We start from the raw sequence: 16,282 nt of genomic DNA on the forward strand, positions 1-16,282 counted from the left end.
CGACAGCAGATAATTCGGATTCTTTCTCCCGCGCAAGCCCCTGAGAATATTGAATTTTATGGGTTACTTTTAATAGTGCATTAAATGCATTATCGCTTATGTAATTGGAGGCGCTATGAATGGCGGTTTTGTGAGGCGACTAACGACATATCTCTACTGACTTCTTTTCGTCAGAGATCGCTTGGTTAGATATCCACATCTTCTCCCCAATATTTATCGATTCTGTTTCGTTTTTTTTCCTTTTAACGATTAAAATTTTCGAATTTATTCCATTATTGCGAGTGAGAAGTTGATCCCGAGCACAATTGCGGTCATAAAAGTGTAATAACCATAATGCAGGTTCCGGCACCTTGAGCGGTAAATTCGCTCTTGATGTTTACGTAACCTCATTTCCGAGGAGGAAATATGCTTACCCGTCTGATCACGACTTCAGCGCTCACCGGCGCTCTTGCTCTCACCATTGGTTCACAGGCTTTCGCTCAGACGGAGCTAAGCTGGTGGCACGGTATGACTGGCGCCAACAACGAAATGATCATTGAGCTTACAAAAGAGTTCAATGAAAGCCAGAGCGATTATAAGATCGTTCCTGTTTACAAGGGCAGCTACCCTGAAACGTTGAACGCAGGCATTGCTGCATTCCGTTCCAAGCAACCGCCAGCGATCATTCAGGTTTTCGACGCTGGTAGCGGTGTCATGATGGCTGCCGAAGGCGCTATGGTTCCTGCTGCAGAAGTGCTCGAAAAGGGTGGATTCAAGTTCGACAAGTCGCAGTACTTGCCAGGAATTGTTGCTTATTATTCAAAGCCAGACGGCACTATGCTGTCTTTCCCATACAACTCGTCTTCGCCGATCCTCTATTATAATAAGGACGCTTTCAAAAAAGCAGGTCTTGACGAAAACAACCCGCCAAAGACCTGGCCGGAAGTTTTTGAAGCAGCTAAGAAGATCAAGTCGAGCGGAGCATCTGCTTGCGGCTTCACCTCGACATGGCTCACATGGATTCAGACTGAGAATTTTGCTGCATGGAACAACGTTTCCTACGGTACCAATGAAAACGGCCTCGGCGGTACCAACGTCGAACTCAAGATCAACGAGCCACTTTTTGTTGAGCACTTCCAGGCAATCGCCGATCTCGCCAAGGATGGCACCTTCCGTTATGGCGGTCGTACATCTGAAGCCAAGCAGCTTTTCACCTCCGGAGAATGCGCAATCCTGACGGAATCATCAGGTGGCCTTGGTGACGTTATTAAGTCTGGCCTTAACTACGGTATCGGTCAGCTTCCTTATTATGAAGGCCATGGCCCACAGAACACAATTCCGGGCGGCGCCAGTCTCTGGGTGTTTGCTGGTCTCAGTGATGACCAATACAAAGGCATTGCGCAGTTCTTCAACTTCCTTTCGCAGACCAAAATTCAGCAGAAGCTACATGAAAAGTCCGGCTACCTGCCTGTGACCATGGCTGCCTATGAAGCAACCAAGAACTCGGACTTCTATGAAAAGAACCCGGGTCGCGAAACGCCAATCCTTCAGATGATGGGCAAGGCACCAACGGAAAACTCCAAGGGTGTGCGTCTCGTTAACCTGCCGCAAGTTCGTGATATTCTGAATGAAGAATTCGAAGCCATGCTCGGCGGCAAGCAGGATGCAAAGACTGCTCTCGATAACGCTGTAAAACGCGTGAACGAAGCGATTGCTGCAGCTCAATAATCTGATGAACTAAAGCGTGCCGCCTGCCCCAAGGGTTTGGCGGCACTGCTATCCGCAAGGAAACTCCCCGTGCAGAAAGTCACGTTTCCAAATAAAATCTTACCCTACGTCCTGCTGGCACCGCAGATCATATTGACTGTGATCTTCTTCTTCTGGCCAGCAAGTCAGGCGATTTATCAGTCCTTCATGCGTGAAGACGCATTCGGGCTCAAATCTACATTCGTTGGGTTAGCCAATTTTACCAATGTGCTAGCCGACTCGAATTATCTTCATTCCGTTCAGGTTACAATTGTCTTCAATCTTCTGACCGCTTTTGTTGCCATGGGCGCAGCCTTGTTGCTTGCAACCGCTGCCGACCGTGTCATTCGCGGCAAGACATTCTATCGTACCCTTCTTATCTGGCCTTATGCGGTAGCGCCCGCCGTTGCAGGTATGCTGTGGTTGTTTATGTTCAATCCAGCTATGGGCACGCTTGCCTATCTGCTTCGCAGCAGTGGTTTTGCATGGGACCCGTTGCTCAATGGTAATCAGGCAATGGCTATGATCGTGGGTGCTGCAGCCTGGAAACAGATTTCCTACAATTTCCTGTTCTTTGTCGCAGGACTTCAGGCAATTCCGAAATCGCTTATTGAAGCAGCGGCCATTGATGGCGCGCGCGGCGCGCGGCGTTTCTGGTCGATCGTATTCCCGCTTCTGGCACCAACCACATTCTTCCTGCTGGTGGTCAATACGGTCTACGCGTTCTTCGATACGTTCGGCATTATCCATGCTGTAACCGGCGGCGGCCCTGCCAAAGCCACTGAAACCCTGGTCTACAAGGTTTATAACGACGGCTTCGTCAATCTTAACCTCGGCTCCTCCTCGGCGCAGTCGGTTATTCTGATGATTATCGTGATCGCCCTGACCGCATTCCAGTTCCGCTTCATTGAGAAGCGCGTGCATTATTCGTGAGTGAGGCGACCATGATTGAAAAACGCCCAGTCTCAAATCTGTTAGGCCATCTGATCCTCATTATCGGGATCATCGTGGTTGCCTTTCCGATCTATTATACCTTTGTCGCTTCGACACTTACCTCAGGCGATATTATTCGCCCGCCAATCCAGCTTCTGCCCGGTGGGCATATGATAGAGAACTATGGCGATGCTATTTTCGGTGGCGTTGAGCGTGTGGTTGGCGTGAGCCTCGAACGGCTTCTATGGAACTCGTTCGTTGTTGCGATGTTGATCGCAGTCGGCAAGATTATCATTTCTTTCATGTCGGCTTTCGCGATTGTGTTCTTTCGCTTTCCGTTCCGCATGTTCTTCTTCTGGATGATCTTCGTCACGCTCATGCTACCGGTCGAAGTACGCATCCTGCCGACTTATAAGGTCATCGTCGATCTTGGCATGATCGATACCTATGCAGGCCTCACGCTACCTCTTATGGCATCGGCCACAGCGACGTTCCTCTTCCGTCAGTTCTTCCTCACCATTCCGGGTGAGCTGGTAGAAGCTGCACGCATCGACAATGCAGGACCGTTCCGCTTCATGCGCGATATCCTGTTGCCACTGTCAAAGACGAATATCGCCGCCCTCTTCGTCATTCTCTTCATTTATGGCTGGACCCAGTATCTTTGGCCGCTGCTCGTTACCAACGATGCGAAAATGAACACCATCATCATCGGCTTGCGTCGTATGGTGGATTTCGCTGATGCTTCCACACCGTGGAACTACGTCATGGTAACGGCCATTCTGGCTATCATACCGCCGATCCTCGTTGTTGTGCTAATGCAGCGCTGGTTCGTCAAAGGTCTCGTGGAAACGGAAAAATAATGAGCAAGATCATTCTTGATAATGTCCGCAAGAGCTATGCCGGCGGTATTGAAGTAATCAAAGGCGTTTCGCTGGAAATCAAGGACGGTGAATTCGTCGTTCTCGTCGGTCCATCTGGCTGCGGCAAGTCTACGCTTCTGCGCATGATTGCAGGCCTTGAAGGCATCACTGCGGGCACAATTTCTATTGGTGATCGCGTTGTGAACGATGTGGAACCGGCAGAACGTGACATCGCAATGGTATTTCAGAACTATGCGCTCTACCCGCATATGTCGGTTCGCGATAACCTCGCCTATGGCTTGAAGAACCGTAAAACGCCAAAGGACGAAATCGAGCGCCGCATTGCCAAGGCTGCGAAAGCACTTGAAATCGAGCAGTTCCTTGATCGCAAGCCCCGTCAGCTTTCTGGTGGTCAGCGTCAGCGCGTTGCTATGGGTCGCGCTATCGTGCGCGAACCGGCTGCATTCCTTTTTGATGAGCCACTGTCGAACCTAGACGCAAAACTGCGCGTGCAGATGCGCGTTGAAATCAAGCGTCTCCAGCGGTCGCTTGGAACAACCAGCGTGTATGTAACTCACGACCAGATGGAAGCCATGACCATGGCAGACCGTCTAGTGGTGCTGAACGCAGGCAATATCGAACAGGTTGGCACGCCAATCGAACTTTACGAAAAGCCAGCTTCGACCTTTGTTGCGACCTTCATCGGCTCACCGTCCATGAACCTTCTGGAAAGCGGCGAGAAGAACCTTTGGCAGCCGGGCAAGGCTATAACGCTTCCTTCGGACAAATACACGTTCGGCGTGCGCCCGGAAGATATTCGCATCATCGAGAACGGTGAACCGGAAGCCGACGGATTCAATGCAGAAGTTCGCATCGAAGCCATCGAACTCGTTGGTGCTGAAAGCTATATCCATAGTTCACTCACTGACGGCAAGCCGCTGATCTTCCGCGTTCAGGGCCGTTCTGAACATACGATTGATGAAGTTGTGAAGATTGGTGCGTCGGCAAAAGACGTTCATATTTTTGGTGCCGACGGTCGTCGCGCAGGCAACTAATTTCAACATAGGGCGTTCAGGATTCTGAGCGCCCAATGCATTAGAATTCGATTTAATTATCCGTTTTCGTTTTCTTTGTTATGCGCTACACAAAGTAGAATATTTTTCTCTTTCTGAGGAATGCGCATTACATGACCCATCAGCAGATACTGTCCTTCGCAGTGATTATTCTCATGATGGGGGCATTTATCTGGGGCAAATTTCGCTACGATATTGTGGCTCTCTGTTCACTGCTGCTGGCAGTCGCAGTCGGTGTTGTGCCTTTCGACCAGGCGTTTACCGGTTTCAGCGACGATATCGTCATTATTGTCGGCAGTGCTCTAATTGTAAGTGCTGGGGTCGCCCGTTCGGGCCTGATGCAGGAAGCCGTGCAACGATTTTTGCCGGATATAAACAGCGTGCGATTGCAGCTCGCGGTTCTGGTTGCCATTGTGACCGTTCTATCCGCATTTGTGAAGAATGTCGGCGCGCTCGCGATCATGATCCCGGTTGCCTTTCAGTTTGCGCGACGCTCCAACGTCTCACCTTCTACCTTTTTGATGCCGATGGCATTTGGTGCACTTCTTGGTGGCCTGATGACCCAAGTGGGTACCTCGCCCAATATCGTCGTTTCTCGAATAAGAGGTGAAATGGTTGGTGAGCCATTCACAATGTTTGACTTCACCCCAGTCGGCGCTGTTCTGGCAGCAGTAGGGCTTGTCTATCTGGTTACGTTTTATTGGCTGGTTCCGCAGCGCAGCCGTGAAAATATTTCACTCGACGAAACCATCAAGATCAAGAATTACGCTTCAGAAGCAAGCGTGCTTGCCAACTCTACCATCGTCGGCAAGCGCATCAGCGATCTCATCAAGCCCGCCGAGGGCGAAGCTATGGTGACGTCAATCATTCGCAAAAACAGCCGCATTACGCCTTTGCCCGATACTGTGATCGTCGAGAACGATGTCGTTCTGCTTGAAGGTGATCCCAAAGCACTAGATACGGTCGTCAGCACTGGCAAGCTTACACTGTCGAAGAACCGCAACCCATCAGAAACGAGCGGCTCCACAGAAATCGAAACGGTTGAAGCTGTGATCGGAACCAATTCCCGGCTCGTTGGCCTCAATGCGCAACAGTTGGATCTTTACGCCCGCTATGAGGTCAATCTGCTGGCGGTCAGTCGTCCCGGTCAGCGTATTTCCGAACGTCTCAGTGAAGTGCGTTTGAGTTTTGGCGATGTTGTGGTTCTGCAAGGCAGACAGGCAAGCCTATCAAACTTTCTGACAGAATTTGAGCTGCTGCCACTGGCTCGCCGCAAGTTGATGCTTGGCAGTGTGAGGCGCGGGCTTATCCCGCTTGCAATCCTGATTGTAGCCATTGGCGCTACCGCGCTCAGTCTTGTTCCCGTTGCCGTGGCATTCTTTGCTGCCGCTGTTGCGATGCTACTTTTCAAGGTCATACCGATCAATGAGGTCTATGACGAGATTGACGGGCCTATTCTGGTGATGCTCGCAGCGCTTATCCCGGTATCCGATGCTTTAAGAACAACGGGTGGCACTGAACTGATTGCAGAAGGCTTGGCCAGTATCGGTCACCAGCTACCACCCGCCGGCGCGCTGGCGCTTATTCTGGTTACGGCCATGATGGTTACGCCGTTTCTCAATAATGCGGCAACTGTGCTGGTGATGGCTCCAATTGCGACAAGCTTTGCATCCGGCCTTGGCTTTAAACCGGAAGCTTTTCTTATGGCGGTGGCAATCGGTGCTGGTTGCGATTTTCTCACACCAATCGGACACCAGTGTAATACGCTTGTGATGGGACCGGGCGGCTACAAATTCAGCGATTATCCGAGGCTTGGACTGCCGCTATCAATTATTATCGCACTCGTAACTGTGCCTGCACTGATGTTCTTCTGGCCTCTAAGATAACTGAGCATTCGTAGAGCGGACCCACTCAAGGCTTTCTGCGACGATTTTCTCAATCGGATCGACGACATCGGCCCGGAACACCAAAGGTTCACCAACAGGGCTTTCCAGCGTGGCAAGCTGGCTCTCCAGCATTGTTACCGGCATAAAATGGCCAGTACGATGCCCCATATGTTCATGCAGAACTTCAAAGCTTCCATCGAGAAACAAAAAAGCCAGTTTCCCGCCGACTGCTGCGCGCAAGCGATCCCGATAGCTCCTTTTCAACGACGAACACGAAACAATAAGCCCCTGCTCTGCAGCGGCCATTCGTTCGCCGATTTTATAAAGCCACGGCCATCGGTCCTCATCCTGCAAAGGAATGCCAGACGCCATTTTATCGACGTTGGATTTTGGGTGAAGACTGTCACCCTCAAGAAAGGGCAGATGAAGAGCCTCTGCCAACTTTTCGCCAACCGTCGATTTTCCAGACCCGGACACACCCATAACGATGATATGCAAATTCATTGTCCTTAAAATGTTTCGAGCTTGAGATTGACGCGGCTGGCTGCACCCACGATGTGCTGGCGCATGACCTCTCGCGCTTTGAGTGGATTGCCCACCGCAATCGCATCGCGGATCGCTTGATGTTCTGCGATAGTGATTTCAACGATCTCTGCAAGCACGGCACGCGCGCGCGCAGCACGAATTGCCAGACTGATCCTCTCAGCTACAAAGCCCAGAACAAGCGGAAAATATTCATTATGAGTCGCAGCTGCGAGCGCACGGTGAAACGCAAGGTCGGCAGCGATCCCCTCGCTCGTCCATTTTGCTCGGCCAGTCATGTCGGCAAGAGCCGCGTCAAGCCGATGCATGTCTTCGGCTGTATGATGCACAGCGGCAAGGCCTGCTGCCTCAATCTCCAGTGCCATCCGAAGCTGAAACAGACTTTGAAAATGATCTTTGTCAGCAAGTGTTTCTGGTTCAATGCGGATTGATTGGCGACGGTCGGGTTCAGTGACGAATGCACCAACACCCTGACGCGTTTCGATCAATCCTTCATTACGCAACTGGGCAATCGCTTCACGGATGACCGAACGGCTAACGCCGAAGCTCTGTGCAAGATTGTGTTCGGTCGGCAGTTTTTGCCCAGGCAGAAAACTGCCTTCAGTTATCTGTCGCACAATCTCTGAAGCAATACGGGCCGGAAGTTGCTCGTTGCGCCTGATTTCACCGAACACGTTCCGCCTCCTTTTCTGTATTCCTTAGATCTGATTTGTCGTCAGTCCCGAACCAAGTCAAGCGAAAGCTGACATCCGGGATTCATGAGCGCACTTGGATCAAGAGCATGTTTAAGGCTTGATAAAAGAGCTTTTTTCACAGGATCGAGCCTCTTGTCGAAATCATCGCGCTTCAAGCGCCCGATGCCGTGTTCGGCACTGATGCTGCCAGCATAGCGATCAAGAACTGCATTGACCGTCTCTTTAGCGAGTTTGATTTTCTTACTCTTGATTGCGAGGTCGAGGTCGTTTGGCGGTATGTCATTCAGATGCACATTGCCGTCACCGACATGACCATAAGAAATCGCAAGGGACTCTGGCAAAACCGCCGAAAATTCTGCCTCTGCCTCCGCTACGAATGCTGCGAGCTTTGATAGGGGTACAGAGATATCGGTGCGAAGGTGCTTACCACGCAATGCCTGACCTTCTATCATTCCTTCACGAAATTGCCAAAGGTTTTGCGCTTGTGCACGCGACGAAGTGATGGTGCCATCAAGCACAAGACCGCTTTCCAATGCTTCGCTCAAAAATGCTTCGATCAAGGCCGCAATATCGACCGGACCCGAGCCTGAAATCTCCATCAACACATAAGCGGGATATTGCCCCAATGGAGCGACGAGATCCGGAATGGCCACTTGTGCAAGGGTAAATGCCATCGGCGGCATGAATTCAAAGGCTGACATCAAATCGCAGCACTGAACGCCGCTCGACGATAGAGCGCAATCGCATCTTCGAGCGAATTGATCCCAAGCATCGCGGTTTCGACTTTGTCGGGCAAAGGCATCAGTTTGATTGCAACAGCTGTAACAATACCGAAAATGCCTTCTGCACCATTAAACAGCTGCTTGAGATCAATACCGCGGTTATCTTTTCGCATAGTGGAAAGGCCATTGAAAACTGAGCCATCCGGCAAAACAACCTCAAGTCCTAACACCAATTCCCGCGTCATGGCGTAGCGCAGCACATTCACGCTACCAGCATTGGTGCTGACATTGCCACCAATACGGCAACTGCCCTGAGCTCCCAGCGCTAGCGGGAAAAACATGCCCTGCGACGCGAGCTGGCATTTCATTTCGAGGAGAACGCAGCCAGCTTCGACAATCGCTGAAAAATCATCAAGATCGACCTGGCGGATGCGATTCATACACTCAAGACTAAGAATAACCCGATCACTGTTACCATCAGATACACCGCCCTGAGGAATGGTTCCAAGTTCGAGCGCGCGGCACGCTTTAACTGCGAACGTGACCTCTTCTGTGCTCCGCGGACGCAACACGGCAACCGCCCTATGTTCTACGTCGCCGGAAAAATCCCGGCAGAAACGCTGCATCGCATCTGGATCAGTAAGCACGATACCAATGCCAAGCGCGCGTGCTTCAGCGCACCTTGCTGCTCCGTGTTCAATTCCATCACTTCCAACGACAACCGCTCTTCGCAGAAGAGGTTGACCTATGCGAAAAGCGGCAGTTGGGCGGTCTATTTCATCCCAATTGCGTTGTTCGACGCATAAAAGAGTTTTCAAATTTTGAATATATAGTTATCAGACAACCCTACAATATAATTTCGGAGGAGTTAGATTGTGAACTTTTCAGCACCAACGGAGATGACCCTCCTCTGATTTGGACATAGTCGCGCCTCCGCGCCGCAAACCATCCGATCGCATCTGAATGAACAAACCGGGAGGAATATCCGTGCAAGACAAGCATACTCTGAACTCGTCCATCATTTTGCCTGAAGACAGCGCGTCGGCAGTGCTCATTGGGCGCGTCTGGTCGAAGGCTGAAAATGGTCCCTGCCCAGTATTGGTTATAAATGGCCATGTGCATGATCTTTCCAGCCTTTCTGCAACCGTATCGGGTCTGCTGGAGCGCAGGGAGTTGGTGGGTGAGCTGAATGATATCAGCCGTTTTGCTAACCTTGGTGCGCTTGACGATTATCTTTCTGGCGAAAAGGGTGAATTGCTTGCGCCAATTGATCTTCAGTCTATTAAGGCTGCAGGTGTTACGTTCGCCGACAGTATGCTCGAACGTGTGATTGAAGAGCAGGCAAAGGGTGATCCAAGCCGTGCGCGTGAAGTACGCGACCGTCTTGCACCTGTCATCGGCGACAGTCTGCGCGGAGTAGCTGCAGGTTCTGAGAAGGCGGCACAGGTCAAGGCGTTGCTTCAGGAAATGGGCCTCTGGTCGCAGTATCTGGAAGTCGGCATTGGCCCGGATGCTGAAATCTTCACAAAGTCGCAGCCAATGTCTTCGATGGGTTGCGGTTCTACTGTCGGCATTCTGCCAATTTCACAATGGAACAATCCCGAGCCAGAAGTGGTGCTTGCTGTTGCATCTGACGGCCGTATCGTTGGCGCAACGCTTGGCAACGACGTCAATCTTCGTGACGTGGAAGGTCGCTCGGCACTTCTGCTCGGCAAAGCCAAGGACAACAACGCATCATGCGCCATTGGTCCATTTATCCGGCTCTTTGACGGCAATTTTACGATGGATGTTTTGCGTAAGCTCAAGCTGTCGCTGAAAGTAACAGGTACTGACGGCTTCGAAATGACCGGCGAAAGCCCCATGGAGGCGATCAGCCGGGATCCGGAAAACCTTGCCGGGCAGATGATGAACCGCAACCATCAGTATCCGGATGGCGCTGTTCTTTTCCTCGGCACCATGTTTGCACCGGTCAAAGATCGTCGGGGTGCTGGTCAAGGATTTACGCACGAAATCGGAGACAAGGTGGAGATTTCGACGCCTAAGCTTGGACGACTGGTCAACTGGGTCGATCGCACCGATAATTGCGCCGAATGGACTTTCGGTGTTCGCGCGCTGATCCAGAACCTGCAGAAGCGCAATCTACTAGACAGAATTTGATACTGAGAAAGGCCGCATATCATCAGATATCCGGCCTTTTTATTAGCTTAATGGAATGGCGTTGGCATCTTTGGAAGATTGGTAAGTGACTGACATTGCGTCATATTTTGTGCGAATAGCATCAAGTCGCTTTTCCAGCCGTGAGCGATCAGGCTCCGGAAGCGAAGCCACCATCTTCGGAAGAGAATGGCTGTGCCAGAAACTGTTGTCGCGATTGTATCCACCCGGCTCCAGGGTGAAGACTTCCTTGAGAATTTTCAGGTCATGTGGGATCGAAAAAGCATCGCGTGAATCTTCGTGGCTAAAGAGATAGTAGAAATTATCGAAACCACTCCAGGTTATCGCAGACAAGCACATGGAGCATGGCTCATGGGTGGAGAGGAAAACCATTTCCTTCGTATTCGGACGTCCCTGCTCAGGCATTTCATAGAAACGCTTCAAAGTATGGACTTCGCCGTGCCACAGCGGATTTTCGGTCTCATTATTAGTTTCGGCAAGCACCAGAGATAAGTCAGACTTGTTCAGTAGAGCTGCACCAAAGACCTTGTTGCCTTCTGCAACGCCCTGTTCCGTCAGGGGTATGATGTCTTTTTCGACTACCTCAATCAGTTTTTCGAGCAGTTTCAATTCATCCGGTGTCATAACCTCAACTCCCTTAGGCTAGAAAGAAAAACGCCGGGGTGTTGCCCCGGCGTTTCGTGTTATTCTGGGAAGAATGCGAAGCGGATCACAAATAGTGCCGCGACGATCCAGGTCGCCAAGTGAACTTCACGAGCCTTGCCCGTTACAGACTTCAGCACAACGTAGCTGATGAAGCCGAAAGCCAAACCGTTGGCGATAGAGTAGGTGAACGGAATGGAGAGTGCCGTAAGAGCGGCTGGAGCTGCTTCCGTGATTTCGTCCCACTTGATTTCGGAGAGTTCGCGCATCATCAGACATGCGACATAGACAAGCGCCGGTGCCGTTGCATAGGCAGGTACAGAACCAGCCAGTGGCGAAATAAATAGCGCCGCGAGGAATAGAAGGGCGACGACGAGTGCCGTAAGACCTGTCCGACCACCAGCCTGAACCCCAGAAGCGCTTTCAACATAAGCAGTCGTGGAAGACGTACCGAGCAGGGAACCACCTAGAATTGCGGTGCTGTCTGCAAACAACGCTTTACCCAGACGATTTTGTTTGCCCGGCTCAATCAGACCGCCACGCTTGGCAACACCAATCAGCGTACCAGTCGCATCAAACACTTCGACCAGCACAAAAACCAGAATGACGTGCAGAATGCCTGTGTGCAAAGCGCCCATGATGTCGAGTTGCAGGAAAGTTGGCGCGAGGCTTGGAGGAGCGGAGAACACGCCACCAAACTGCGTAATGCCAAGCGAAATCGACGCAATGGTAACGACAAGAATACCGATCAGGATCGCACCGCGAACCTTGAGCGCATCGAGGGCTGCAATTATGAAGAAACCAGCAATCGCCAGAAGAGGACCAGCTTCGCGCAGATCGCCAAGACCGACGAGCGTTGCAGGATTATCAACGACAACGCCTGCGCTCTTCAAACCGATCAGCGCCAGGAACATACCGATACCGGCAGCAATCGCACTTCTTAGCGAATGCGGAATACCTTCAACCAGCCAACGCCGAATACCTGTCACCGTCAGGAACAGGAAGATGATACCCGAAATGAAGACCGCGCCGAGTGCCTGCTGCCAGGAAAAACCCATGGCGCCAACAACGGTAAAGGCGAAGAAAGCATTGAGGCCCATGCCGGGTGCCATGCCGATTGGCCAATTGGCGACAAGCGCCATGACAATCGAACCAAGAGCTGCCGCAAGACAGGTGGCTACGAATACCGCATTGCGATCCATCCCCGTAGTGGACAGAATATCAGGATTGACGAAGATAATGTAAGACATCGTCAGGAAGGTGGTCACACCAGCGATCACTTCCGTTCTCACCGACGTGCCATGTTCCTGCAATTTGAACAGCTTTTCCAGCATGATCCCTCCAGGGCAAAAAGCGCGCATTGAAAGGCACCAATAAACAGCCGAGCGCAATTGCTTGCGACCAGCCGGTTGAAATCGGTGCAATCTGTTGCGATTGCCGTATTTGTTAGCCGCAGCCGCATTTACGCGAGCGGATTTGTTCCCCATACACCCAACGCGATCAAAAACACAGTTCTGCCGCAAGAATGCCTGTTTATTAACGTGATTTAGTTTGGACTGACTTTCAAAACTGCGCCAGTCACTTATTCAGGCTTTAATTTTTGAAAGAGCTTCAAAAATGGTAACTGTCTAAGTCACCACTCTCAAGTCAATATTTCGGATTAAACAATTACTTTCAATAGGATACCGGTTCCATACATGCCCAAAGCGAAAAATGTATGGGCAACAAGATTGAGGATACGGACATTTCGCGCGTTTGGCAAACGCGATGCGGCCCAGCCGATTCCCAATCCTGGTTGAAGCAGAAACCACCCAGCTGCAACCGTCACAATGCCGAACATCCATGCGGGGAAGAAAATTGGGTTCGCAAACCATTCGGCGCCGCCATAGAGTGCAAAGACGATGCCATAAAGGATGCCCACGACATAATGGCCAAGCCAGCCCAGCGCAACTTCGTGCGCGTAAGGCTTGGATGCTGAGATATCGTCATGGAAGATGTGTCCGTCGCGCAAATGCCAGAACCAACGGCCAACGAGCCCCCAGTTGGGACGAGATTGCCCCGGAAACATCGATAGAACGAGGGCCCAGAGGTCCATCACGATCGTCGCACCAATTCCGATCAATATACCGTTGATGATGAGAGTAAGCATTGACGAGTCCTCTTGGCTTGGGCAGCCACATAACCGTGTAGCCACCCGACACGCAAGGAATATAATCCATCTGAATGCATGCTCGACATTAAGATAAAAACAGATATGTTTCGCATGAACACGCAGAATAGTTTTCGGTTTACAAGCCTCGATATCATTGCGGCGGCGAAGGTCAACAATTGATCATTGGCATCTTTGAGAAATCGCTTCCATCGCGAGCTTCCGCCCCTTTGAGACCGCGCAAAGGCGTCGCGATTGAAGCGACAGAACAATCGGAATCAATTTCAATTGCTGACCTTAGAGATGAGCGCACATAAATGCGAATAGATCTGCGGCATATAAGAATGGCGCTGGTTCTTTGAAAAATTCGGACTGCTCACAACCAATCAGCAGATCAAATTAAAACTATACTTATCAAAAACAAAAGCGCCGGGACTGGAGCACCGACGCTTTGTTACATTATTTCAATTTCACTTTCGGGGCGATCAATTATCAGCCGCACCATCAGTGATTACTTACCGAAAACTGCGCTCTGGATCTGCGACCGCGATACGCCGATATCGGAAAGAAGATGGTCGTCCATTGCACCTAGTTCACGAAGGGCGCGACGACGGGAAACGTACTGCTGGAATTTCTGACGAATGTTCATTTCTTTTCTCCTCGTTGGATGCCTCATAAATAGTCTTTTGCATAAAATTCCACCACGGATATGATTGCAAATGAGGCATGCATTTTCGGTAGAGCTCCTCTTCTTGAAAATGCCGCAATCGCCTACTGCATAGGGGATAGCGGCAACTCGATTTCTTGATTTTTTTACCAAATGTCTTTTGCAAAAGCCGCTTTAATCGATTAATCCGGTCAGCGGAGGAGATTATCTCTAGCCCCTTGCGGATATCACCATGCTTTACGGTATTTTTCTTGCGTTCGCGTCCTATGCTGCATTCGCGATAAGCGACGCCTGCGTCAAGTTCCTCGACGGCACATTATCGCCATATGAAATCGCTTTTTATGGTGCCATTTTGGGTGTGCTTGCCATACCGTTCATCAAGAAACCCGAAGATGAGTGGCTCGATATGTTTCGAACCACAAATATAAAGTTGTGGTTACTTCGCACACTTACCGCAGCTATGGGCGTAATCGGAAGCGTTGTCGCTTTCACACATCTTTCTATGGCTGAAGCTTTTGCGCTCATCTTTCTGCTTCCGGCCTTTGTCACGATCCTTTCTGTGCTCTTTCTAAAGGAGCAGGTCGGCTGGCGTCGTTGGTCAGCTGTGATTATCGGCTTTATCGGTGTGCTTGTTGTGCTGCGCCCGGGTTTTCGCGAACTCTCTATCGGTCATCTTGGCGCGTTGGGCGGCGGGCTTGGCGGCGCATTCAGCATCGTAATCTTTCGCGCAATGGGTAAGAAGGAAAAGCGTATCTCGCTTTATACCGCTGGCCTTATCGGCCCGATTCTTATCTGCGGCGCATTAATGATCCCGAGCTATCAGACACCTTCAGCCGTTCAATGGGGCTATCTCGCGGGATATGGACTGCTTGCAGCCCTTGCAAATATTCTCCTGATGCTGGCAGCACAGCGTGCACCGGCAAGCGCTATCGCCTCCCCGCAATACAGCCAGATGATCTGGGCAATTCTATTCGGCTATTTCATTTTCCATGACCATATCGATCTGCCGATGCTCATCGGCATTATCCTGATCACAATTTCCGGCCTGTTTACTTTCGTTCGCGAACGCCAGCGCGGTGTGGAAGGTCCGGCGGCAGTAGCGACTTCTGATCCATCACCCGCCTTGGCGGAAGAGAAATAGCCCAATCCTCTCAAAGGATTGATTATTATACGGCGATATCAAACCCGAAACTGGTTTTCAGTTTCGGGTGACGTGCTATAACGGCTCACGTTCATGTCCCGCCCACGCTTCTACCTGAAATTCCAACAGTCAATCAAAAGCGTCCTGCGCGGGATTTGGCACGACAACGAGATTGAAGAAGGATGAAGACGATGGCCGAGAAGCTGGCAATGTGGACCTATTACAAAGGCGAATGGCATGAAGGCGATGTTCGTATTCTTGGCGCTGCCTCCCACGCAACCTGGCTTGGTTCGCTCGTTTTCGACGGCGCTCGCCTTTTTGAAGGTGTAACACCTGATCTTGATCGCCACTCCGCGCGCGCAAATGATTCAGCGCGTGCGCTCGGTCTGGCACCAACGCTTGAGAGCAACGATATTGAAGCTTTGGCTCGCGAAGGCCTCAAAAAGTTCGAGCCCGGCACTGACGTATATATTCGTCCAATGTACTGGGCCGAAGAAGGCGATACCAGCACGGTTGCAGCCGCACCTGAATCGACAGATTTTGCGCTGTGTCTCGAAGCAATCCCTATGGTCGAGCCAAAAGGCTTTACCATCACGACAACATCTTTCCGTCGCCCTTATCTTGAAGTGATGCCCGTCAATGCCAAGGCCGCATGCCTTTATCCAAATAACGGCCGTATGCTACGCGAAGCAAAAGCTAAAGGCTTTCACAATGCCCTGGTTACAGACGTTCTCGGCAATGTTGCCGAAACTGCTACATCCAACGTCTTCATGGTGCGCGGTGGAGAAGTGTTCACGCCAGTTCCGAATGGTACCTTCCTCAATGGCATTACGCGTCAGCGCGTAATCGGACTGCTCCGCCATGCAGGCGTCAGCGTTCATGAAACCACGCTCTCGGTGCAGGATTTCCGCGAAGCAGACGAAATCTTCTCTACTGGCAATTTGAGCAAGGTTGTACCGATCATCGGTTTTGATGAACGTAAACTCGAGTATGGCGCTATAGCCAAGCGCGCGCGTTCGCTCTACTGGGAATGGGCGCATAGCTGATAAATACAGCTTTAACCATCGTTTG

General features: G+C 51.1%; 14 protein-coding genes and 1 pseudogene. 8 read left to right on the forward strand and 7 right to left on the reverse strand.

Going from position 1 to position 16,282, the window contains the following annotated elements; genetic code table 11:
- The first annotated feature begins 405 nt into the window (after positions 1 to 405).
- From ugpB to KMS41_15285, 5 genes are all read left to right on the forward strand, one after another.
- A complete protein-coding gene (gene ugpB / locus KMS41_15265) occupies positions 406 to 1,707 on the forward strand; it encodes a sn-glycerol-3-phosphate ABC transporter substrate-binding protein UgpB (protein QWK78882.1) in 1,302 nt (433 codons plus the stop codon).
- Between the two features lie 69 nt (positions 1,708 to 1,776).
- Positions 1,777 to 2,658, forward strand: a complete 882-nt coding sequence (gene ugpA / locus KMS41_15270; GenBank protein QWK78883.1) for a sn-glycerol-3-phosphate ABC transporter permease UgpA — start codon at positions 1,777 to 1,779, stop codon at positions 2,656 to 2,658.
- Between the two features lie 11 nt (positions 2,659 to 2,669).
- Complete coding sequence (gene ugpE, locus KMS41_15275; protein QWK78884.1) at positions 2,670 to 3,518, forward strand: sn-glycerol-3-phosphate ABC transporter permease UgpE; 849 nt, start codon at positions 2,670 to 2,672, stop codon at positions 3,516 to 3,518.
- Positions 3,518 to 4,573, forward strand: coding sequence for a sn-glycerol-3-phosphate import ATP-binding protein UgpC (locus KMS41_15280; protein ID QWK78885.1), 1,056 nt, complete (start codon positions 3,518 to 3,520; stop codon positions 4,571 to 4,573). The genes ugpE and KMS41_15280 overlap by 1 nt, the downstream gene beginning before the upstream one ends.
- Positions 4,574 to 4,704: 131 nt before the next feature.
- Entirely contained in the window at positions 4,705 to 6,477 is a 1,773-nt protein-coding gene (locus KMS41_15285; GenBank protein QWK78886.1) for an SLC13 family permease, read from the forward strand.
- Here the strand turns inward: KMS41_15285 and KMS41_15290 are convergent.
- From KMS41_15290 to KMS41_15300, 3 genes and pseudogenes are all read right to left on the reverse strand, one after another.
- A complete protein-coding gene (locus KMS41_15290) occupies positions 6,469 to 6,981 on the reverse strand; it encodes a gluconokinase (GenBank protein QWK78887.1) in 513 nt (170 codons plus the stop codon). The two genes, KMS41_15285 and KMS41_15290, sit on opposite strands and share 9 nt — an antisense overlap.
- Before the next feature lie 5 nt (positions 6,982 to 6,986).
- Positions 6,987 to 7,694: a FadR family transcriptional regulator gene (locus tag KMS41_15295; protein ID QWK78888.1), complete on the reverse strand. Its 708-nt coding sequence runs from the start codon at positions 7,692 to 7,694 to the stop codon at positions 6,987 to 6,989.
- 41 nt (positions 7,695 to 7,735) lie between these two features.
- A pseudogene (locus KMS41_15300) lies at positions 7,736 to 9,063 on the reverse strand (FAD-binding oxidoreductase).
- A gap of 337 nt (positions 9,064 to 9,400) precedes the next feature.
- Between KMS41_15300 and KMS41_15305 the strand changes: the two are divergent.
- On the forward strand, positions 9,401 to 10,594 hold the full coding sequence (locus KMS41_15305; protein QWK78889.1) for a fumarylacetoacetate hydrolase family protein: 1,194 nt from the start codon (positions 9,401 to 9,403) through the stop codon (positions 10,592 to 10,594).
- Between the two features lie 42 nt (positions 10,595 to 10,636).
- Here the strand turns inward: KMS41_15305 and KMS41_15310 are convergent, their stop codons facing one another.
- From KMS41_15310 to KMS41_15325, 4 genes are all read right to left on the reverse strand, one after another.
- Positions 10,637 to 11,236 carry a nucleoside deaminase gene (locus KMS41_15310; protein QWK78890.1) on the reverse strand — a complete coding sequence of 200 codons (600 nt, stop codon included), beginning with the start codon at positions 11,234 to 11,236 and terminating at the stop codon, positions 10,637 to 10,639.
- 59 nt (positions 11,237 to 11,295) lie between these two features.
- Positions 11,296 to 12,588, reverse strand: coding sequence for an NCS2 family permease (locus KMS41_15315; GenBank protein ID QWK78891.1), 1,293 nt, complete (start codon positions 12,586 to 12,588; stop codon positions 11,296 to 11,298).
- A 326-nt stretch (positions 12,589 to 12,914) separates the two neighbouring features.
- Positions 12,915 to 13,403, reverse strand: a complete 489-nt coding sequence (locus KMS41_15320) for a DUF2938 domain-containing protein (GenBank protein QWK78892.1) — start codon at positions 13,401 to 13,403, stop codon at positions 12,915 to 12,917.
- Between the two features lie 511 nt (positions 13,404 to 13,914).
- On the reverse strand, positions 13,915 to 14,052 hold the full coding sequence (locus tag KMS41_15325) for a DUF1127 domain-containing protein (GenBank protein QWK78893.1): 138 nt from the start codon (positions 14,050 to 14,052) through the stop codon (positions 13,915 to 13,917).
- A gap of 250 nt (positions 14,053 to 14,302) precedes the next feature.
- Here KMS41_15325 and KMS41_15330 point away from each other — a divergent pair, with 250 nt between their 5' ends.
- Both KMS41_15330 and KMS41_15335 read left to right on the forward strand, forming a co-directional pair.
- A complete protein-coding gene (locus KMS41_15330) occupies positions 14,303 to 15,211 on the forward strand; it encodes a DMT family transporter (GenBank protein ID QWK78894.1) in 909 nt (302 codons plus the stop codon).
- A 191-nt stretch (positions 15,212 to 15,402) separates the two neighbouring features.
- Positions 15,403 to 16,257 (forward strand): branched-chain amino acid aminotransferase, encoded by an 855-nt coding sequence (locus KMS41_15335; protein ID QWK78895.1) that lies wholly within the window; start codon positions 15,403 to 15,405, stop codon positions 16,255 to 16,257.
- The last annotated feature ends 25 nt before the right edge of the window (positions 16,258 to 16,282 follow it).

Source organism: Ochrobactrum sp. BTU1 (genome assembly GCA_018798825.1).
Lineage (GTDB): Bacteria > Pseudomonadota > Alphaproteobacteria > Rhizobiales > Rhizobiaceae > Brucella.